Source organism: Xanthobacter autotrophicus (genome assembly GCF_005871085.1).
Taxonomy (GTDB): Bacteria; Pseudomonadota; Alphaproteobacteria; order Rhizobiales; family Xanthobacteraceae; genus Xanthobacter; species Xanthobacter autotrophicus.
Genome location: NZ_VAUP01000028.1, coordinates 426,758 through 447,714, shown reverse-complemented (window position 1 = coordinate 447,714; position 20,957 = coordinate 426,758). Strand labels below are relative to the sequence as shown.

The window sequence follows — 20,957 nt, the reverse complement described above, 5'->3', positions numbered from 1 at the left end:
TATCATGCCACTGACCGTTGAGGTGGCATGCAACCGTCGGGGCCGGTTTTCAAGAATAGAATTACTCTATTTTGAGCCCCGAAGACTGTCGATACGCGGGTTGGCACACCATGTCGCAATTCTACGGAGTTGACGGGAGCTGCCTTTTGCTGCGAAAAATGTAATAGAAACAAGTTTTTAGAAGCACTCCAATTTCAGCCTTTCCGAGCTTGGCCATGATCGTTTGTTCATGCAACGTCTTTTCAGACCGTCAAGTGCTCGACGCCCTTGCCGGATCGCAGGGATTGCGCACCCCCGGCGAGGTTTATCGCTGTCTTGGCTGCTCTCCCCAGTGCGGGCGCTGCGCCCGCACCATCCGTGCCCTGATGGATCAGGCGCAGGCGCATAATTGCGGGTCCTGCGCGGATGACTGTCCGGTCGCAGCCATCACCGGCATGGTGGCGGCGGAGTAGCGGCTTCCCCTCACAATCTCGAGCTCGGCTGTTTTCCGCTGCGGAATGAACCGCGCGGGTACTCCTTCACCGCTATTGCCTCGAAATTAGAATTGGTCTAACGCTTAATCCAAACAAGATGCCATTCAGGCCTCAGGAGCAAAATATGAAGGGTGATGCAAAGGTTATCGAGTACCTCAATCGGGGACTGCGCTCGGAGCTGACCGCCATCAACCAGTACTGGCTCCACTACCGCATGCTCGACAATTGGGGCTACAAGGCGCTCGCGAAGAAGTGGCGCGCCGAGTCCATCGAGGAAATGGTGCATGCGGACAAGTTCACTGACCGCATCCTGTTCCTCGACGGCTTCCCGAACATGCAGGTGCTCGATCCGCTGCGGATCGGTCAGGACGTGAAGGAAATCCTCGATTGCGACCTCGCCGCCGAACTGGATGCGCGGGCGCTCTATCAGGAAGCCGCCACCTACTGCCATTCGGTGAAAGACTACCCGAGCCGCGACCTCTTCGAGGAACTGATGGCGGACGAGGAAGGCCACATCGATTTCCTCGAGACCCAGCTGGACCTCGTCTCCAAGCTCGGCCTCCAGCTCTATGCCCAGCACCATATCGGTGAACTGGAAGACTGAGTCGCCAGCGCCACGGCGCGCGATAGGAACCAATCGAAAGCCCGGCCACGCGCCGGGCTTTTTCGTTTTGCCCTCGGCTTGCGGCATCGGGCAGCGCTCCTTCTGCTCGGCGAGCGAAGTCGGTGACGCAGGTTTCTGGAGCCATCCCCGATCGCCGACATCGAGATGATTGAAGGCGCAGCGGATCCCACGGCAGGTCGGCGATGCATCAGGTTATAATTGGAATGATTTGAAAGAAGAGTTAGATGCTTTCCAATGTTTTCCTTTCACTTTCTTCTTCGTTGACGGAGCGCAAAGCGAAAGGTTAGCCACAATCCCATCGTGTTCCCGTGGCCTCGCGACGGCCGATGCACAGAGGGATTTCAATGGCCACGTTTCGTCCGTTGCGCCGCATGTTTTCACGCGGTCTCTTCGCGCGCAGTCTTCTGGCTGGCGGCGCGCTTCTTCTGGCAAGCCCGGTCCTGGCACCGAACGCCGCCCGCGCCCAGCAGGTGGTGAACGTCTACACCACCCGCGAGCCCGGCCTCGCCGCGCCCCTGTTCGAGGCCTTCACCAAGGCCACCGGGATCGAGGTGAAGAGCGTCTACATCAAGGATGGCCTCGCCGAGCGCGTGAAGGCGGAGGGCGCCAGCTCGCCGGCCGACGTGCTGATGACCGTGGATGTGGGCAATCTCCTGGACGTGGTGGATGCCGGCGTCACCCAGCCCATCACCTCGCCCGCGCTCAACGCCGCCATTCCCGCCAACCTGCGCGATCCCGACGGCAACTGGTTCGCGCTCTCCCTGCGCGCCCGGCTGGTCTACACCGCGAAGGATGTGGTGAAGCTCACCGCCATCACCTACGAGGATCTGGCCGACCCCAAGTGGAAGGGCAAGATCTGCATCCGCTCGGGCCAGCACCCCTACAATGTCGGTCTGGTCGCGGCCTATCTCGTCCACCACGGCGAGGCGAAGACGGAAGCCTGGCTGCGCGGCGTGAAGGCCAACCTCGCCCGCAAGGCGGCCGGAGGCGACCGTGAAGGCGCCCGCGACATCCTCGGCGGCATCTGCGACCTCGCCGTAGGTAATTCCTATTATGTGGGCCTCATGCGCTCCGGCAAGGGTGGCCCCGACCAGAAGAAGTGGGGCGACGGCATCGGCGTGCTCCTGCCCACCTTCGAGGGCGGCGGCACCCATGTGAACGTGTCCGGCGCCGCCGTGGCCAAGAACGCGCCGCACAAGGCCGAGGCGGTGAAGCTTCTGGAATTCGCGGTCTCGCCCGCCATGCAGGCGGTCTATGCCCAGCAGAATCTGGAATATCCGGTACTTGCCACCGCCACCATCGATCCGGTGATCGCTGACCTCGGCCCGCTGAAGGTGGACACCATCTCGCTGGTGGATATTGCCAAGAACCGCAAGCGCGCCAGCGAGCTCATCGACAAGGTCGGCTTCGACAACTGACGCAACCGGACTGAAAAGCGGGGCTGAAGTGGCCGACGCCGTCCTCACCCCCGAACCGCGCCCGGCCCGCTTCGCCCTGCCGGCGCGGTTCTCCCCGCTGCTTGTGGCGGCGGGGCTGGTCGCCCTGGTGGTCCTCTTGCCGCTCATCGCCCTTGCGGCGATCGCGGCGGAGGGCTCAGGGGACATGTGGCCCCACCTCATCGCCACGGTGCTGCCCTATGCGCTGATGGAGACGGGGCTACTGCTGCTCGGTGTCGGCCTGGTGACGCTCGTGGTGGCGGTGCCGTGCGCGTGGCTGGTGGCCACCTGCGCCTTTCCCGGCCGCAGGCTGTTCGAATGGGCTCTTCTGCTGCCCCTCGCCGTGCCGGGCTATATCGTCGCCTTTTCCTATCTTGATGTGCTGCACCCGCTGGGCCCGGTGCAGGAGGCCCTGCGCGCCGTCCTCGGCATCGCCAACCCGCGCGACCTGCGCCTTCCGGATGTGCGCTCCACCGGCGGCTGCATCCTGGTGCTGTCGGCGGTGCTTTACCCCTATGTCTACCTCTCGGCGCGGGCGAGCTTCGTGCTCCAGTCGGCGGCGGCGCTGGAAGTGGCCCGCACGCTGGGCGCGAGCCGCTGGCGCGCCTTCCTGAAGGTAGGCCTGCCGCTGGCCCGGCCTGCCATCGTCGCCGGCCTCACCCTGGTGCTGCTGGAGACGCTGGGGGACATCGGCGCCTCCGAATTCCTCGGGGTGCGCACGCTCACGGTCTCCATCTACACCACCTGGGTGAACCGCTCGAACCTGCCCGGCGCGGCGCAGATCGCCCTGGTGATGCTCACCCTCGTCCTCGTCCTGATCCTGGTGGAACGGGCGGCACGGCGAGCCAAGCGCTTCGTCGCAACCGGATCGGCCCGTCCGCAGGCCCCGACCCGACTCACCGGCCTTGCCGGCCTTGGCGCGGCGCTGTTCTGCGCGGTTCCGGTGATGCTGGGGTTCGTGGTGCCCTTCGTGCACCTTTCCGTTTCCGCCGTGCGGCGGATGGCCGAGACCGGCTTTCCCGAGCGCATCTTCGGCGAGGCGGCCGCCACAGCGCTCATCGCCCTGGCCGCCACCACCCTCGCCTTGTCACTCGGCCTCGTGGTGACGCTGGCCCAGCGCCTCACCCGCGCGCCGCTAGCCTCCGGCTTTGCCCGCGTGGCAAGCCTGGGCTATGCGGTGCCCGGCACGGTGCTGGCCGTGGGCCTGCTGAGCCCGCTCGCCGGCTTCGACAACGCGCTGGACCACGCCCTGCGCCAGACCTTCGGCATCTCCACGGGGTTGCTGATCTCCGGCTCGGGGGCGGCGCTGGTGCTGGCGCTGGCCATCCGCTTCCTCGCCATCCCCATCGGCGGCATTGAGGCGGGCTACGCCAAATTGTCCCTGCATCTGGACATGGCAGCGCGCAGCCTTGGCTCGTCCAGGCCGCGCACGGTGCGCCGCATCCATCTGCCGCTGCTCCGCCCGGCGCTGGCCACCGCCGCGCTCCTCGTGTTCGTGGACGCCATGAAGGAACTGCCGGCCACCCTGCTGCTGCGCCCCCTCGGGCTGGAGACGCTGGCCACCCACGTCTATGGCGAGGCCGCGCGCGGCACCTATGAGGATGGGGCGCTGGCCGCCCTCGTCATTCTCATCGTCGGGCTGGGCCCGGTGATTCTGCTGGCGCGCATGTCCGCCTCGGCCCTGCGGTCCTCGGCGGGGCGGGCGCGCAGTACCAGCCCCGCCTCGCCCGAGGGAACCTCGCCGTCCGGGGCAGACTGACGCAGCGGCAAAGCCGGCATCAATGGCGGTGCGCGTCGGCCGCGCCCGACCCAGCCGGAGCCATCAAAGCGACACAGAGGGCTTGGATGGTTCGCCCTCGTATCGAGGTCGGAGGTGCCGTATGCGGGCGGCGCCCTTCGCCATCGGAGCCATCAAGATCTTCATGTTGCGCTTTGGACATAATGCCCGCCGTGCCGGCGTGGTGGCGGCGATCGTATTCGGCGCCGTCACGGCTGTGCTGCTGGCGGCCATGGCCGCTCTGCCGCTGGTGGTGCCCAGCGCCGAGCTGCGCCGCATCGCCGTGAGCGCGCTCGCCGGCTCGACCGGACAGAAGGTGGCGATCCTCGGCGAACCCGCCCTGCGCCTCTTCCCCTCCCCACGCCTGGTGCTGGGCAAGGTCTCTTTTCCCCTCCCCTCAGGCCAATCGCTTGACGCCGAAAACGTGGTGACGCGATTCGACATCTGGCACCTCCTCGCCGGCCGGGTGGAGGTGGACGACGTCATCGTTGAGCACCCCACCCTTGTCCTGACCGGAGAAGGGCTGACGCCGGCCCTCGCCGTGGCACCCGTGTTCGCCGCCGCCCATTGGCCGGGGCTGCGGATTGTCGACGGCACCATCGCCTGGCGCTCCGAAGGCGGGCTGACGCGGGAACTGGTCAGCGGCCTGACCGCCGCCCTCGACCGGGTGGCCGATGGGCGCGGCCTCGCGCTCGCCGCTTTCTTCGACTGGCGCGACGAACGTGTCACCGTCACTCTCACGCTGGACGACGCGGCGGGCTTCATCGACGGTACGCCCGCAGCGGCCCGCATGGTGCTTGCCTCCAACGGCTCTGAGGCCCGCTTCCAGGGCCGTGCGGCGCTCGGCTCCAAGCCCGTCGTCACCGGCACCTTGTCGGCGGAAGCGGATTCGCTGCGCGGGCTCCTCGATTGGGCCGGGATCGAGCCGCCCACCCGGGGCGGCCTCGGCCCATTCGACCTGTCCACCCAGCTCACGCTGGAGGACGGCGCCCTTTCCCTGACCGACGCGTCGGTGGAACTGGACGGCAACCGCGGCGACGGCGCCTTCCTGCTGAAGCTGGTCCAGGGTCGTCCGGTGCTTCAGGGCACGGTCGCCGCCGATCGGATCACGCTGACACCCTATGGCGGTATCCACCTGACCGCCGACGATGGCCGGAACTGGGGCCGCACCCCCATCGACCTTTCGGTTCTGGACGGTTTCGATCTCGACCTGCGCCTGTCCGCCGGCCGCGTGGTGGCGGGGGAGACCACCCTGAACACCGTGGCGGCCAGCGCCGTGCTCACCGGCGGCCGGCTGGTGATGGTGCTGGGCGAAGCCACCGGCTGGGGCGGGCTGCTGCGCGCATCCCTGAGCCTTGCGCCGGGCGCGCCGGATCCGGCCCGGTCCTATGGGCGCGCCACCGGGGCCGAGGTGCGGCTGGAGGCGGAGGCCACCGACGTGGACCTCGGGCGGACGCTGGAGGACATCGCCGGCATGCGCCGCATCGAAGGCACCGGCACGCTCCAGGTGGAGGTGTCCGGCGCTGGCGGCAATGTGGTGGAGATCGCCCGCACCCTCACGGGCAACGCTTCCATCTCCGCCGGCAGCGGCTATCTGGCGGGGCTCGACGTGGCTCAGGTGCTCCAGCGCATCGAACGCCGGCCGCTGTCCGCCACCAGCGACGCCCGCGGCGGGCGCACCGCCTTCACCGATTTGTCCGGCCGCATCGCCATCGCCGATGGGGTGGGTACGGTGGAAGAGATGCAGCTTCAGGGCAAGCAGGTGCGCCTGGGTATGGAGGGCAGCATCTCCATTGCTGAGCGATCCCTCGACCTTGCCGGCCACGCCTCGCTGGTCTTGTCAGGGGGGAAGACAGCCGGCGGCAAGCCGACCGGCGGCGTGGACCTGCCCTTCAGCGTGCGCGGCCCCTGGGACACCCCCATGGTGATGGCCGATCCCCTGAGCCTCATCGAGCGCTCGGGCGCCGCTCTGCCGCTGCTTGAGGCGGTGAAGGGTCGCGCCGGCACCGCTGCCGCCGAACCGGCCATGGACGGCGTTACCGGCCGCAAGGCGGCTCCGACACCGCCCGCCAACTGAGCGACAAGCCGACGCGCTGCGATTGAGCCGTCCACAAGCCGAGCACCACAGGTGCCTGGCCCCGCCGAAGCTGTGCCGTCGACGGAAGGCGGCTCACAGGCCACCCGTCGACGCACCAGCCGAGTGGTGTGATTGCCGAAAGCCGCCTCAGCCCTTGAGGCTGGCTTCCATGGCGGCGCCAAGGCCCTTGAAAGACAAGGGCAGCGCGATGGGACGCCGCGAACCGTCCTCGAACACCAGGTCGCCGGTGCCCGAGCTGGCCTTCAGCGCCGCGAGCTGGTCCTTGCCCAGCTCGGTGGAGGCGACGCAGAACTGACCGCAGCGCTTGAAGGTGAGCACCACGTCGGTGACGCCCGCCACCTTCAGGGCGACATTCGTGGGCAGCCACACGCCGGGCGGGGTCAGCACGATAAGGCGGACCGGACCGTCCTTCTCCGCCCGCACGGCGATATGGGCGAGGATGCCCTGGCCGCCGGTGGGCTGAAGGGTCTGCACCGCCTCGCACACGCGCTTCTCCCCCTCGCCCTGGCACCGCACCGTCCAGTCGTCGTGGACCGAGCGGGTCACGGTGGGCGGGGCGTCGGTGGAGGGCGCGGCGGCGGTCTGGGCGGCGGCTGGCGCGGCAATCGCGACGGCCGACACGACCAGCGCGGAAATCCCGGACAGGCGGAAGGCGGGGAGCAGATCGAAAAGCGCCATCTGTTTCGTCCTTTGCGTCGCGTCCTCTCGCCGGCCTGTGGCGCGGGGCGTTGGGGGAGATATCCGACGCAGGGCGCAGGAGGCAACGGGAATCGTGCCTGCCCGTGGGTTATCCGGCCCCGGCATGGCCCCGGCGCACCGCCACCGCCTCCAGCACCCGCTCCGGCGTCGCCGGCGCATCGAGGCGGATGGGCCCTTCCCCGGCAAGGCCCGCGATGGCGTCGCGGATGGCGAGCCAGACCGAGATGGCGAGCATCAGAGGCGGCTCGCCCACCGCCTTGGAGCGCAACACCGTCTCCTCCCGGTTGGGCCGGTCGAGCAGGTGGACGCGGAAATCCGGCGGCACGTCCCGCGAGCCGGGGATCTTGTAGGTGGAGGGGCCACGGGTGGCGAGGCGACCCGCAGCGTCCCATTTCAGCTCCTCGCAGGTGAGCCAGCCGAGGCCCTGCACGAAGGCGCCTTCCACCTGTCCGAGATCGATGGCCGGGTTCAGGGAGCGCCCGCAATCCTGCACGATCTCGGCCCGCAGTACCCGCACATCGCCGGTGAGCGTATCCACCGCCACCTCGGTCGCCGCTGCGCCATAGGTATAATAATAGAAGGGCCGGCCCTGCGCGGTGGCAAGGTCGAAGTGGATCTTCGGCGTCCTGTAGAAGCCGGCGGCGGAGAGCTGCACCCGCTCCTGCCACGCCAGTCTGGCGGCCTCGCTAAAGGAGAGGCTCTGGTTGCCTGCGCTGACCCGCCCGTCGGCGAACACCACCTCCTCCGCCGGCACGCCGAAACGGGCGCCGGCCACCCCGGCCATACGGCCCCGGATCTCCCTCGCCGCGATCAGCGCCGCCATGCCGTTGAGGTCGGAGCCGGAGGAGGCCGCCGTGGGCGAGGTGTTGGGCACCTTGGCGGTGCTGGTGGCGGAGACCCGCACATGATCGAGCGGAATACCGAAGGCATCCGCCACCACCTGCGCCACCTTCACGAACAGGCCCTGCCCCATCTCGGTGCCGCCGTGGTTCAGATGCACCGAGCCGTCGGTATAGACATGCACCAGCGCGCCGGCCTGGTTCAGCGTGGTCAGGTTGAACGACACCCCGAACTTGATGGGCATGGTGGCGAGGCCCTTGCGGATTATGGGGCTCGTCGCGTTGAAGGTCGCGATGTCGCGCCGCCACGCGGCAAGGTCCGCCGCGCCGTCGAGGTGCGCCACCACTTCGGCGATGATGTTGTCCTCCACCTCCTGCCCGTAGGGGGTGAGGTTGCGCGGCGCGTCGCCATAGAAATTCGCCGCCCGCACCTCCTCGATGGGGCGGCCCAGATGGCGGGCGACGGTCTCCATGACCGCCTCGATGGCCAGCATGCCCTGCGGCGCACCGAAGCCGCGGAAGGCGGTGTTGGAGACGGTGTTGGTCTTCACCAGCAGTCCGCGATAACGCGCCGCCGGGATGAAATAGCAATTGTCCGCATGGCACAGGGCGCGCGAGACCACCGCCGGGGAGAGGTCCGCCACATTGCCGCAATCGGCGGCCAGTTCCAGGTCGAGGCCGGCGAGGCGGCCCTCACCGTCGAAGCCAGCGTCCCAGCGGATGCGGAAGGGGTGGCGCTTGCCGGTGGCCTCCATGTCCACGTCGCGGGGCAGGCGCAGCTTCACCGGCTTGCGGGCGTGATGGGCCAAAAGCGCGGCGATGGCGGCGATGATGGTGGCCTGGCTCTCCTTGCCGCCGAACGCCCCGCCCATGCGCCGCACCTCCACGGTCACGGCGGCGAACGGCAGGCCGAGCACATGGGCGACCCCATGCTGGGCCTCCGTGGGGTGCTGGGTGGAGGAATAGACCTGCATGTCGCGGTCCTCCCCCGGCACGGCGATGGCGATCTGGCCTTCCAGATAGAAATGATCCTGCCCGCCGCAGCGCACCTCCCCGGCGATGCGATGGGGCGCGTCGGCGAGCGCCCCATCCACATCTCCCCGGCCCACCATCTGGTCGGGCGCCACGCGCGCGCCGGCGGCGATGGCTTCGTCGAGGTCGAGGAGCGCGGGCAGCTTTTCGTATTCGATCTTCACCAAGGCGGCGGCGGCGCGGGCTTCATCCAGCGTCGGCGCGGCCACCGCCGCCACCGGATGGCCCACATATTCGACCACGCCCTGCGCCAGCGCCGGCTCTCCCGAACGGATGGGGGCGATGTCGTTGACGCCGGGCACGTCCCCCGCCGCCACCGCCACCACGCCCGGCAGCGCACGGGCGGCGGAAAGGTCCATGGAGACGATGCGCGCGTGGGGATGCGGGCTCAGCACCAGCGCGCCGTGGAGCAGGCCGGGGGGCTCCGGCATGTCGTCGAGATAGAGCGCGCGCCCGCTGACATGGGCGCTTGCACTCTCATGCCGAGCGGGGACGTGGACCACGCGGCTCATAAGGCATGGACCTCCAGCACCACGTCCGGCCGCGTGGTGGCAAGATGCAGCCGCCGTACGAGATTGGCCGCCGCCGCCCGGCGATAGGCTGCGCTGGCGCGATGATCGGAGAGCGGGGCGAAATCGGAGGCGAGCGCTGCCTCGATGCCCTCCGGCGCTGCCTCGCCCCAAGGACCGCCGATGAGGGCGGCTTCCAGCGTTCGCGCCCGCTTCGCCCGCTCGGCCATGCCGCCGAAGGCCGCTTGGAGCGACACCAGCGCTCCGTCGGCGATCCGCACCCGGAAGGCGGCGAGCACAGTGGAGATGTCCTGGTCGTGGCGCTTCGAGAGCTTCCAGACGTAGAGCTGCTCGCCCTCGGTGAGATAAGGCAGGCGCAGCGCCGCGATCACCTGGTCCGGCGCCAGCGCTGTGGCACGATAGCCGGTGAGGAAGTCGTCCACCTTCATCCAGCGGGAACCTGCCGGCCCGGCGAGTTCCACCTGCGCATCGAGGGCGAGCAGCACCGGCAGCGTGTCGCCTACCGGCGAGGCGGTGCCGAGATTGCCGCCGAACGTGCCCAGCGCCCGGATCTGCCGCGAGCCGATGCGCCGGATGAGCGCGCCGAAGGCCGGAAAGGCCGCCTCCACTGCCGGAAGGGCGTCCGCATAGGTCACCGCCGCACCAAGCACGAGGGCGTCCGGCGCGTGCGCGATGCGCTTCAACTCGACCACGCGGCGGGTGGAAATGGCGAGGGGAAAGCCCCGCCGCTGCTTGGAGGCAATAAGGCCGAGGTCGGTCGCCCCCGCGATCAGCACCGCCTCGGGATGGGTGGCGCGCAGGGCGACGAGATCGGCCAGATTGTCCGGGAACAGGTGCAGCTCGCCCAAAGCCCCATGGGCCGTGCTCGGGCGCGGCGTGGCCACGGCCGGTTCGCTCGGCCGGGGTGCGGCGCACAAAGCGCGTGCGGCATCGACGATGGGGCGATAGCCGGTGCAGCGGCACAGGTTTCCCGCCAGCGCTTCGTGAATGGCGGCGTCATCCGGCGCGCCGTCCTGCTGGAGCACATAAAGCGACATGACGATGCCCGGCGTGCAGAAGCCGCACTGGGTGCCGTCGCTTTCCGCCAGAACCTGCTGCACCGGGTGCAGCCCATCCCCGGTCGCCAGCCCCTCCACCGTCTTCACCAGCGCACCGTCGAGCTGCGACAGCAGCATGAGACAGGCATTGGCTGCCTGCCAGCGCACGCCCTCCCCTTGCGCGCGGCCGATGGCGATGGTGCAGGCGCCGCAATCGCCCTCGGCGCAGCCTTCCTTGGTGCCGGTGAGGTGGGCGCGGGTGCGCAGATAATCGAGCACGGTCATGGAGGGGGCGGCCGCCGCCTCCCGCACGCTTTCGCCGTTCAGCACGAAGGCGATGGCCACCCGGTCAGCCTCCCGCGCCGGTGGAGGAGCGGAACGCCCAGGCCACCATCCGGCGCTCAAAGGCGGCGAAGATGGCGTACATGAGGATGCCCTCCACGGCGAGCGCCAGCAGGCCGGCGAACACCAGCGGCATCTGGAAGTTGGAGCCCGCCTGCACCATGAGATGGCCCACCCCCGCATTGGCGCCGATGGTCTCCGACACCACCGCGCCGACGAAGGCGAGGGTGATGCCCACCTTCAGCGCCCCGAACAGATAGGGGCCGGTGCGCGGGATGCCCACCTTGCGCATGATGTCGAGCTTGGAGGCGCCCAGCGCCCGCAGCACGTCCTCCAGTTCCGGCTCGGTGGTGGCAAGGCCGGTGGCCACGTTCACCACGATGGGGAAGAAGGAGATGAGGAAGGCGGTGAGGATGGCCGGGATCTCGCCGATGCCGAACCACATGATGAGGATGGGCACCACCGCCACCTTGGGCACCGAGTTGAACCCGATCATCACCGGATAAAGCCCGCGATAGATGGTGCGCGACCAGCCCACCACCATGCCCAGCGCAATGCCGAACACCACGGCGATGGCAAAGCCGGCCATGGTGGTCCACAAGGTGACGAATGAATTTTTCAGCAGCGGCCACCAATATTTGCCCATGGCGGCAAATATATCCGTCGGCGCGGGCAGGATGAAGGTGTCGATCCTGAACAGGCGGCAGGCCGCCTCCCAGATCACGAAAAGGCCCACCGTGAAGGCGACGGGGGCGATATCCTCGGCAGAGAGCTTCATTTTCATCTCACGCCGCCTGCCGGGCTTCGGCGATCTTGCCGCGCAGCTCGTGCACCAGCTGGGTGAAGTCCGACGTGTAGCAGACATCGAGGTCCCGCGGCCTCGGGAAGTCCACGGCGCGGGTCTCGACGATGCGGCCGGGGCGCGCGCTCATCACATGGATGGTGTCGGCCAGAAAGCCGGCCTCCCGCAGATCGTGGGTCACCAGGATCACCGTGAAGCCGAGCTTCTGCCAGAGGTCGCGCAGCACGCACCACAATTCCTCGCGGGTGAAGGCGTCCAGCGCCGCGAACGGCTCGTCCAGCATCAGCAGCGCCGGCTCATGGATGAGCGCGCGGCACAGGGAAGCGCGCTGCTGCATGCCGCCGGACATCTCCCACGGAAACCGGTCCGCGAAGGCGCCGAGGCCCACCACGTTGAGCAGCGCCATGGCCTTGTCCTGGAACGCGGCCTTGTCCCGCGAGAAGCGCTGGCGGTAGGGCGGCACGATCTCCAGCGGCAGCATCACATTGGCGAGCACGGTGCGCCACGGCAGCAGGTTGGCGTTCTGGAACGCCATGCCGGCAAGCTTCACCGGGCCGGTCACCGGCTTGCCCTCCACCGCCACAGTGCCGGAGGTGGGGCGGATGAGGCCCGTCACCAGCTTCATGAGCGTGGACTTGCCGCAGCCGGACGGCCCCACCACGGCGGCGAACTCGCCCCGCCGCACATGGAGCGTGGTGCCGGCCAGCGCCGTCACCGGACCGGTTCGGCCGGGATAGGTGAGGGTCACGTTGTCGAGGGCGATCACGACGGGCCTTTCGGATCTGGAGCGGCCTGTACAGCCGCCATCGTCAACTGGCGCGGGGCAGGATCTCGGCGAGCGGCGGGATGACACTTATGCCCGGCAACGCGGCCACCCGCTCCACCCAGGCGAGCACCGCCGGCCACCGTGCGAGGTCGAAGTCCGCTTCCTCGGCGCGATGGGTGTAGGCGAACAGGGCAAGGTCGGCGATGGTCGCCCCCTCCCCCGCGAGCCATGGCTGGCCCGCAAGGTGCTGCTCCATGACATCGAGCGCGGCGGCGCCGCGGGTGGCGCAGTCGGCCAGCCGCGCCTCGTGAAGATGGGGCTGCCGCAGCCACGATTTCAGATAGCGCGCCACCGCGATATAGGGCTCGTGGCTGTATTGCTCGAAGAACAGCCACTCGTGCACGCGGGTGCGGCGAAGGCCGGACTGCGGCAGCCACGGCGTGCCTTCGGCGAAGTGCAGCAGAATGGCGTTGCTTTCCCGCAGCGCCGTCCCGTCATCGAGCACCACGACGGGAACCTTGCCGATGGGATTGAGAGCGAGGAAGTCCGGCGAGCGGGTGCCGGCGGCGCCGCTCACAGTCTCCACCCACTCGAAGGCGTGCCCGGTGAGGCTGAGAATCTGCGCCGCCTTCCAGCAATTGCCCGACCCGTTCATCCCGTAGATGCGCATCGCCGATCCCGATCGCCCCCCTACAGCTTGAGGCCTACAGCTTGCGGTCCGCCACCGGCGGCAGGTATTCGCCGGTGAAGATGTCCGATGCCGTGGGCTTGGCCTTGAAATCATAGGTGATGGCCACCTGGTCGATGGATTTGGCGAGCCGCGCCGGATCCACGTCGCCCACGCCGTTGGCTTTCACCCAGGCGGTGACGATGTTGTCGCGCAGGGCCATTTCCAGGCGCGCCAGCTCGATGGCCTCGTCCGCCGTCTCGTTGCGCTTCATCACCGAGGCGATGGCGGCCTTGGGATCGCGGGCGGTCTCGATGATGCCCTTGATGGTAGCCCTCACGAAGCCCTTCACCACCTCGGGATGGGCCTTGGCATAGTCGGGGTTCACCATGATGGCGTTGCCGTAGAGCACCAGCCCGTACTTGGACATGAGCAGCACCACGATGTCCTCGGCGGGAACGCCCTTCTGCCGCAGGTTGAAGAACGAGGAGAAGGAGAAGCCGGTGATGGCGTCCACCTGTCCTGCCGCCAGCATGGGCTCGCGCACCGGGAAGCCCACATTCTCGATCTTCACCTTGTCGGCGTCGATGCCATTCTCCTTCACGAAGGCCTTCCACTGGGCGAAGGCGCCGTCGGGCGCGGGGGCGCCCAGGGTCTTGCCTTCCAGGTCCTTGGGCTTGGCGATGCCGGTCTTCTTGAGGGTGACGATGGAGAAGGGCGGCTCGTCATAGACCATGAGCACGGCCTTCACGGCCTTGTCCGGATTCTGGTCGCGGAACTTCATCAGCGAGTTGATATCGAAGAAGCCGATGGGATAGGTGCCCGCCGCCACCCGCGCGATGCCGGCCACCGAGCCCGGCCCCGAATCGATGGTGACGTTGAGGCCCTCAGCCTTGTAGTAGCCCTTGTCCAGCGCCACGAAATAGGGTGCGGACGGCCCCTCGAACTTCCAGTCGAGGGCGAATTTCACGTCGGTCTCGGCCACGGCCGGCGCCACCACCAGAAGGGTGAGCGCGGCGGCCAGAAGAGTACGCAACGGCGTCATGCAAGGCTCCTCCCGGGGATCCCGGTCCTGTGGCGTTGTCGGCACCTTTTCCACCGCGCCCGCCCCGGGCGATGCGGCCTGTCCCGCAAGCCTGCCGCCGGAGCAGCAACCCGCGTGCCAAGAACCCGCCGAACCGCCGCGCGACAGCCCCGCCCCGCACCGGCGGGCTCGCCTCGCGGAAGGTCGGCGGACCGGCCTGCGGGCCAAGGACCCGGCGTGCCCATGCATTGAGCATCCTGTCGCCGTGCTGCGCAATGATCCTGCGCATTGCGGCACGCTGGACAAGTGGCCCCGCCTCCTCCATCCCGGACGGCGGAGATCCGGAAGGAGCGGGCGGGGAGGCCACCGACCATGCGGGCAAAGCGCGTGCTGATGGCGTGGGAGCAGGGCGCCGGCTTCGGCCACACGACGCAGCTTGCGCGCCTCGGCCACCGGCTCATGGCCGCGGGCCACGAAGTGGTGGCGGCGGCGCGCTATCCGCAATTGTCAGCGCCCCTCGTCGAGGCCGGCATCCGGGTGATCCAGTCGCCGATCTGGCCGCCCCCGGTGCAGCGGCCGGAAGACGCCTTGCCGGCTTCCGCCACCTTGTGCGACAGCCTCGGGCGCGCCGGCATGCGCGATGTCGCCAGCGTGCGGACGGCCGTGAAGGGCTGGCGCGTTATCCTCGATGCCGAGCAACCCGACCTGATGGTGTGCGACTACGCCCCCCTCGCCGCCCCGGCCGGGCGGGAGCGCTGCGCCATCATGCAGGCCGGCACCGCCTATTGCCTGCCGCCCTCGGATCTGGAGGCGATGCCGGCGCTCCACGATTTCGCGCCGCCCATGCACCACGACCGCGACCTGCTGGCGAACGTCAACGCCGCCCTCGCCGATGAGGGCATGGCGCCGCTGGACCGGATCGGCGCGCTGTTCGCGGGGGACGACGTGTTCGTGCGCACCTTCCCGCTGATCGATCCCTATGCCGATCTGCGGGAACGGCAGGCGGAAGGGCCGATTCTCGGCGAAACGATCGGGCCGGCACAGCCTGACGCGAGCAGCATCTTCGCCTATCTCCACCCCCAGGTTGCCGCCCGGCCCGATGTGATGGAGGCCCTGCGCGCCCTCGGGCCGCAGTTGGAGATCCATGTTCCCGGCGCGGAGCCGGGCCTGATGGAGCCGCTGCGCACGGCGGGCGTGCGCGTGCACGCGCGGCCGGTGCCCATCGCGGGGGTTCTCGCCCGCAGCCGGCTGGTGCTGCACCAGGGCAGCGCAGGCATCGCCACCGAGGCGCTCCTCGCCGGCGTGCCCCAGGTGACGCTCTGCGTCCACGGCGAGCATTACCTGAACGGCGAGTGCCTCGCCGCCGCCGGCCTCAGCCTCAACCTGCCGCTGTTCGACCCCAGGGTGCGGGTCGCGGTGGAGACCATCCGGTCCATGCACGAGAACGAGGATGCCCTTCTCATGGCCGCAGCCGCGGGGCGCATGCACCGGGCGATGCTGGCGGAAGACCCCCTCGACGTCCTGACCCGGCGTTGCCTCGCGCTGCTCTGAAAGCCGACCGGCGGCGCCTGTCGCCACGGGGCTCGGACGGCGCGCCCAGACGCGGTGCAAGCAACGCGAGGAACGAAGCCGGAGTTCGGGCGGCGGAAGTTTGCGGCGAGCGTTTAAGCGTGTGCGCCCTCGCCCCCTCCCCCGCTTGGGGGAGAGGATTATCGGTCTGGATGATTCCGTCAGGCCGTCGACCCACACCGGACCGAGGAACGGTCGGCGGCGCGGGGCCGCCAGCTCAGAAGTTGCTGCCGGGACGCGGACGGCCAAAGCCGCCCATACCGGCCACACCGCCAGGATTGCCCTGTGGCAGCTGCGGAACCACCGGTGCCACCGCGAAATAACCGCCACCACCGCCACCGCCGCAATTGTAGCTGTAAGGCGGGCACGGCGTCTGCGGAACGAGAGGCACCAGTACGTTCGCCTGGTTCTGCTGCGCCGCCTGCTGGGCGATAAGGTCCGCCTCGCCCTGAAGGTCGGTGTTCACGAAGCGGCAGGAAGCGGCGGCGAGATCCATGGTGGTCTGGCCCTGCACCGGGATGGAGCAGGGATGGCTGGAGCCGCGGTCGAGGCCGGTCACGTCCGGCGTCGGTTCGGGCCGGCCGCCGTTCTGGCCAGTGCGGCTGCGGGTCTGGGCGATGATGCCGTCGATCTGGCCCTGCGGCACCCGGGTCGGCCCGGTAATGCCGGCGCGGTTGACCGTGACCATGAAGCCGGGCCGGCGCACCACCACCGTCTCACCCGAGGGCCCGACGATGGTCAGCGTGCCGAACTGCAGGATGGCCTGGGTCTCGCCATCGCGATGGAGGATCGCTGCGACGCCGCCACGAATGCCGATGGTGGCCACTGGGGTCTTCACCTCCGCCCCGTCCGAATGGCTGGCATTGCCGCCCACGAAGCGCACGGCGCCCTTGGTGAGGGAAATGGCCATGGACCCCTTCTTGGCGTTGGGATCGTAGACGAATTCGTCGATCAGCAGGTTGGAATTGGGGCCGATGTTCAGGGTGGTCTTGTCCACGAACAGGACCTGGACGCTGCCGGTGCTGCTGGTCTCGATGCGCTCGCGATGGACGATGTTGGAGCCAAGCTCCAGCGTGCGCGTTCCCGAGCCGGTGGAGCGCGGGTTGACCGCGGCGGCGGTGCCCACCGACGGGCTCTGGGCGAGCGCCGGGCCGGTGGCGGCGATGAGGGCGAGGGAGGCGACGGACGCCAGAAGCCGCGCAGGGGTGCTGATGGGCATGTGCGGCGCTCCTCAGAACCGGACGTTCGGGCCGACGGTGACGCTGAAATTGTCGAACCCGTAGTTCGGCAGCGTCGACTGCGACCAGCTGTACTGGACCTGCGTCAGCAGGCCCCACTGTTCATGGACCGGCACGTCGAGGGCGAGGCCCACGCGATACTGGTTGTCCACCTGGGTGATGAAGCTGTTGATGAACGGGTTCGGCGCATCATAGCTGTAGCGCGAATAGCCGACGCTCGGGATCGCCACCCACCGCCGCACGCCCCACAGGCCCTGGAACTCCACCGGCGCGGCGAGGTCGAAGGCGAAATTATCGTAGGAATACCAGGGCAGGTCGCCGCTGGCATTGTTGTAGGCAAGGCGCGCGCGCCAGCCGGAGGCGTCCGTAATCCGGCCCGACAGATTGGCGCCGAGCGTCCACATGTCGCCGCTCTGCAGGCTGGCCGTGGGATAGTCCCGCGAGTTCTGGTACTCGCGCTGGCGCACCTCGGCGAACGGCTCGACGGCGAAATACATGCTGAACGGCGCATAGAGCGACACGCCCGCGCCATAGGTGCCCAGATAGCTGTCGCCGCCCAGCGCGATGCCACCGGCAATCACATAGGCGCGGATGGAAGAGCCGGGCAGTTGGTCCGGCAGCAGGGCGAAGCGCGGGCCGGTGTTGAATTCGGCATAGCCGAGATTGAGGTTCTCCAGCTGGAATTGCTGGGAATAATAAAGGTTCGCGTTGCTTTCCCAGACATCGCCGCGCTGGTTGCCGAAGTCATAGACGTGGCGGACGGTGGCGAGTGCGAAGGCGTTGCCGTCCGCCTGCTTGGTGGCGCCGGGCGGCAGCAGGGCGGTGAGGTCCTGCCCGAGCACCAGGCGGCTCGAAGGCCCGTAATTGGCGTTGGACTGGTAGCGCACGCCCACCTGGGCATAGACGGTGATCTGGTTGGGATCGAGCCGCCGGGAAATCTCCACCAGATAGGCGGCGATATTGTCCCGCTCGGCGCTGGTCAGCACCGGGGCCTCAGCGATGGGCTCGAAATAGGCGCGGGCGGATTCGTAGGCGCCGAGCCGGTAATAGAGGCGCGCCAGTTCCAGCTTCACCCGCACCAGATTGGGGTTGTAGAAGAGGATGCGCTCGTAGACGCCGATGGCGGCCTCATAGTCGCCCACCTCGATGGCGCGACGCGCCAGCCGGAAGGCGAGTTCCACGTCCGACGGGCGCTTCAGCGACTGCTGGAACAGGGTGTTGAATTCGGGATCCGCATTGGCGACCGCCGTCTGCTGCGCGAGCGCCTGCTGCACGCCGATGCCCGGTGCATCGCTCAGCGTCACGGTGCCGATGGCCAGGGCGCCCACCGCAAGGGCCCCCATCGCGCGCCTCAGACCCGTCGCCCCCGCGACCGGTCGCTTCCTGATTTCCACATGTGTACGCAATACCAGCATGCCTGATCTCTCCGGCGTTTGCTGGCAAGGCCCCGCCCCTTGCCTTAGGTGCTCCTTAACACTTCACCTCGGGAAAAGGGATTCGCGACCGATCGAAAACGCCCGGAATACTGAACATTTCCTCACAGGAAGAGCATTTTTGTCACAGGCACACGCGCCATGCGTCACCTTGCTACCGCTTTATCTCCGTGCGGTACGGTTCGGCCCGGTTGCAGGCCGAACCGCGCCGACGCCCGCCGCCCCGTGTGAGGCGGCCCGCACAGGCTGCGCTCAGCGCACCACGCAACCGCGAGGATAGCCCGGACGGGTGCAGTAGATCACCCGGCGCGGGGCCACCACGACGGCGCCAGCCGCGGGCGCCGGACGCACCACCACGGCCCCGGTGGGACGCGCGACGCAGCCCTTCGGATAGCCGACGGTCTTGCAGTAGACCACCGCCTCGCTGCTGCCGGCGCTCGCCATGAGCCCGGCGCCTGCCACCGCCCCGAGAAGGGCGAGTCGGACCGCATGTGTCCTGAATGTCGTCATTAAAACCTCCCATCGCCGCCCGGCTTCGAGCCCCCGGAGAGCGGCACATCTTGCCAAGGCTGTTGTGCCAAGGCCGTTTTGCCAGAACAGCCCGGCAACCCGCCACAGCCCTCCCGCTTCGGGGACGGCACCCGGTGGCGGGGCTCGCCGGCATTGGGCATTGCTCCCACAGAAAAGCAATGAGCGACCGCCGGTTCCGTCCCACTGAGACCACGCAAGCCACACCGAACGCGCCAGCCGCGCACTCTACCATTGCATGAATGCAATAAAATCGAACTTCTTATCCGCCGTTCATTGCCTAAATTAGCTCCAACGCCGGACACCACCGGCCAGGAGATCGCCACCATGACCAGCAAGGGCATCCACCACGTCACCGCCATCGCCGGCTCGGCCCGGCGCAACCTCGATTTCTACACCGCCACCCTCGGGCTTCGGCTGGTGAAGAAGACCGTCAATTTCGACGATCCCGGCACCTACCATTTCTACTTCGGCGACGACGCCGGCCGCCCCGGCTCCATCCTCACCTTCTTCCCGTGGGAGCACGCGGACGAGGGCCGCGCCGGCGTCGGCGAGACCCAGGAGACGGCGTTCCGCATCCCGGAGGCCTCCATCGGCTACTGGACCGGACGGCTGATCGCCCGTGGCCTTGCCCCGGAGCTGCCGGAGAAGCGCTTCGGCGCCTCGGTGATCAGCTTCAAGGATCCGGACGGCATGCGCCTCGCCCTTGTCGGGGTGCCCGGCATCGACGCGGAGCCCGCCTGGACCGGCGGCGAGGTACCGGCGGAGCATGCCATTCGTGGCCTGCATTCGGTTACCCTGCTGCTCAAGGAGGCCGGCCCCACCGCCGCCATCCTCACCGACGTGTTCGGCTTCGCCGAGACCGGCCGCGAGGGCACCCGCATCCGCTTCACCGCGGCCGGGGCGGAGGGCGACGGCCAGATCGGCACCATCGTGGACATTCGCGAGGCCGGCGGCTTCCTGTCGGGCCGGCAGGGGCGCGGCAGCGTGCACCACATCGCCTTCCGCGCCGCCGACGATGCCGCCCAGGCCGGAATGGTCGAGCGCCTCACCGCCCACCACGGCGCGCGCGTCACCGGCCAGCGGGACCGCAACTACTTCCGCTCGGTCTATTTCCGCGAGCCGGGCGGCGTGCTGTTCGAGATCGCCACCGACGATCCCGGCTTCGCGGTGGACGAGGCCCCCGAAAGCCTCGGCGAGGCCCTGAAGCTGCCGGCCCAGTACGAGGCCCATCGCGCCGAGATCGAGGCGACCCTGCCCGCCGTCGCCTGACCCAATCCTTCCCCCGGTCGCCCTGCGCGGCCGGGGGCCTGCCCCTTCATGAACGGCGGCTGCCGTGCCGATCGCATCGGACCAGCCGCGAGGATATTCCCATGGCTTCGACCCTTACCCGGGACGCGCCCGCCCTCGCCTTCACCCATCGCTTCGAGCCCGCCACGGATGCGGCGGCAGCGCCGCTGCTGCTGCTCCACGGCACCGGCGGCGATGAAACCGACCTATTGCCCCTCGGCCGCATGATCGCCCCCGGCGCGGCCCTGCTGTCGCCGCGCGGGCAGGTGAGCGAGGGCGGCATGCCGCGCTTCTTCCGCCGCCTTGCCGAAGGCGTGTTCGACGAAGCCGACGTGGTGCGCCGCGCCTATGATCTGGCCGACTTCATTGCCGCCGCCCGCTCTGCCTACGGCCTTGCCGCGCCGGTGGCGGTGGGCTTCTCCAACGGCGCCAACATCGCCGCCGCCGTGATGCTGCTGCGGCCCGAGGCCCTTGCCGGCGCGGTGCTGCTGCGGGCCATGGTGCCGCTGTCCAATCCGCCGGCCGGCGACATGCCCGGAACGCCGGTGCTGCTGCTCTCCGGCGCCATGGACCCCATCGTGCCCGCCGAGAATGCGGCCCGGCTCAAAGCCCTGCTTTCCGCCCACGGCGCGCAGGTGGAGCACCGGACTTTGCCCGCGAGCCACGGCCTCACCTCCGCCGACCTGACCGCCGCCCGGGATTTCATCGCCCGGATCGGCCGGTGAAGCGGGAAAACGCGTCAGCGCGGCCTT

The 20,957-nt window shown here is 68.8% G+C and carries 18 protein-coding genes; 8 read left to right on the top strand and 10 right to left on the bottom strand.

From position 1 onward, the window contains the following. Positions 1-215 precede the first annotated feature (215 nt). From FBQ73_RS13775 to FBQ73_RS13755, 5 genes are all read left to right on the top strand, one after another. Positions 216-452 (top strand): (2Fe-2S)-binding protein, encoded by a 237-nt coding sequence (locus FBQ73_RS13775; RefSeq protein ID WP_170218888.1) that lies wholly within the window; start codon positions 216-218, stop codon positions 450-452. A 145-nt stretch (positions 453-597) separates the two neighbouring features. After that, a complete protein-coding gene (bfr, locus tag FBQ73_RS13770; protein WP_138400048.1) occupies positions 598-1,077 on the top strand; it encodes a bacterioferritin in 480 nt (159 codons plus the stop codon). 365 nt (positions 1,078-1,442) lie between these two features. After that, positions 1,443-2,516: a Fe(3+) ABC transporter substrate-binding protein gene (locus FBQ73_RS13765; protein WP_246089699.1), complete on the top strand. Its 1,074-nt coding sequence runs from the start codon at positions 1,443-1,445 to the stop codon at positions 2,514-2,516. A 28-nt stretch (positions 2,517-2,544) separates the two neighbouring features. Continuing rightward, positions 2,545-4,293, top strand: coding sequence for an ABC transporter permease (locus FBQ73_RS13760; protein ID WP_138400047.1), 1,749 nt, complete (start codon positions 2,545-2,547; stop codon positions 4,291-4,293). Between the two features lie 121 nt (positions 4,294-4,414). Beyond that, entirely contained in the window at positions 4,415-6,388 is a 1,974-nt protein-coding gene (locus tag FBQ73_RS13755; protein ID WP_170218887.1) for an AsmA family protein, read from the top strand. A 147-nt stretch (positions 6,389-6,535) separates the two neighbouring features. Here the strand turns inward: FBQ73_RS13755 and FBQ73_RS13750 are convergent, their stop codons facing one another. The 7 genes from FBQ73_RS13750 to FBQ73_RS13720 form a co-directional block, all read right to left on the bottom strand. Beyond that, positions 6,536-7,087, bottom strand: coding sequence for an invasion associated locus B family protein (locus tag FBQ73_RS13750; RefSeq protein WP_170218886.1), 552 nt, complete (start codon positions 7,085-7,087; stop codon positions 6,536-6,538). 109 nt (positions 7,088-7,196) lie between these two features. Further along, positions 7,197-9,491, bottom strand: a complete 2,295-nt coding sequence (xdhB, locus tag FBQ73_RS13745; RefSeq protein WP_138400044.1) for a xanthine dehydrogenase molybdopterin binding subunit — start codon at positions 9,489-9,491, stop codon at positions 7,197-7,199. Then, complete coding sequence (gene xdhA / locus FBQ73_RS13740) at positions 9,488-10,891, bottom strand: xanthine dehydrogenase small subunit (protein ID WP_138400043.1); 1,404 nt, start codon at positions 10,889-10,891, stop codon at positions 9,488-9,490. Before xdhA ends, xdhB begins: the two co-directional genes overlap by 4 nt. A gap of 4 nt (positions 10,892-10,895) precedes the next feature. Continuing rightward, complete coding sequence (locus tag FBQ73_RS13735) at positions 10,896-11,666, bottom strand: ABC transporter permease (RefSeq protein WP_012115730.1); 771 nt, start codon at positions 11,664-11,666, stop codon at positions 10,896-10,898. A 7-nt stretch (positions 11,667-11,673) separates the two neighbouring features. Further along, entirely contained in the window at positions 11,674-12,456 is a 783-nt protein-coding gene (locus tag FBQ73_RS13730; RefSeq protein WP_138400042.1) for an ABC transporter ATP-binding protein, read from the bottom strand. A 43-nt stretch (positions 12,457-12,499) separates the two neighbouring features. Next, positions 12,500-13,126, bottom strand: a complete 627-nt coding sequence (locus FBQ73_RS13725; protein WP_138400041.1) for a glutathione S-transferase family protein — start codon at positions 13,124-13,126, stop codon at positions 12,500-12,502. A 34-nt stretch (positions 13,127-13,160) separates the two neighbouring features. Further along, positions 13,161-14,168 (bottom strand): ABC transporter substrate-binding protein, encoded by a 1,008-nt coding sequence (locus tag FBQ73_RS13720; protein WP_138400040.1) that lies wholly within the window; start codon positions 14,166-14,168, stop codon positions 13,161-13,163. Positions 14,169-14,519: 351 nt separating this feature from the next. On the opposite strand from FBQ73_RS13720, the gene FBQ73_RS13715 reads away from it, so the two are divergent. Next, the gene (locus tag FBQ73_RS13715; RefSeq protein WP_138400039.1) at positions 14,520-15,698 is read left to right on the top strand and encodes a glycosyltransferase; all 1,179 of its coding nucleotides are present in this window, start codon (positions 14,520-14,522) and stop codon (positions 15,696-15,698) included. Between the two features lie 235 nt (positions 15,699-15,933). Here the strand turns inward: FBQ73_RS13715 and FBQ73_RS13710 are convergent, their stop codons facing one another. The 3 genes from FBQ73_RS13710 to FBQ73_RS23210 all read right to left on the bottom strand — a co-directional run bounded on the left by FBQ73_RS13710 (position 15,934) and on the right by FBQ73_RS23210 (position 18,897). Next, positions 15,934-16,935, bottom strand: coding sequence for a FecR family protein (locus tag FBQ73_RS13710; protein WP_138400038.1), 1,002 nt, complete (start codon positions 16,933-16,935; stop codon positions 15,934-15,936). A gap of 12 nt (positions 16,936-16,947) precedes the next feature. Continuing rightward, on the bottom strand, positions 16,948-18,297 hold the full coding sequence (locus FBQ73_RS13705) for a tetratricopeptide repeat protein (protein ID WP_138400037.1): 1,350 nt from the start codon (positions 18,295-18,297) through the stop codon (positions 16,948-16,950). A gap of 342 nt (positions 18,298-18,639) precedes the next feature. Beyond that, positions 18,640-18,897, bottom strand: a complete 258-nt coding sequence (locus tag FBQ73_RS23210) for a hypothetical protein (RefSeq protein ID WP_392567234.1) — start codon at positions 18,895-18,897, stop codon at positions 18,640-18,642. Between the two features lie 345 nt (positions 18,898-19,242). On the opposite strand from FBQ73_RS23210, the gene FBQ73_RS13695 reads away from it, so the two are divergent. Next, positions 19,243-20,187, top strand: coding sequence for a ring-cleaving dioxygenase (locus tag FBQ73_RS13695; protein WP_138400036.1), 945 nt, complete (start codon positions 19,243-19,245; stop codon positions 20,185-20,187). A gap of 101 nt (positions 20,188-20,288) precedes the next feature. Beyond that, the gene (locus FBQ73_RS13690; protein WP_138400035.1) at positions 20,289-20,930 is read left to right on the top strand and encodes an alpha/beta hydrolase; all 642 of its coding nucleotides are present in this window, start codon (positions 20,289-20,291) and stop codon (positions 20,928-20,930) included. Positions 20,931-20,957: the final 27 nt, after the last annotated feature.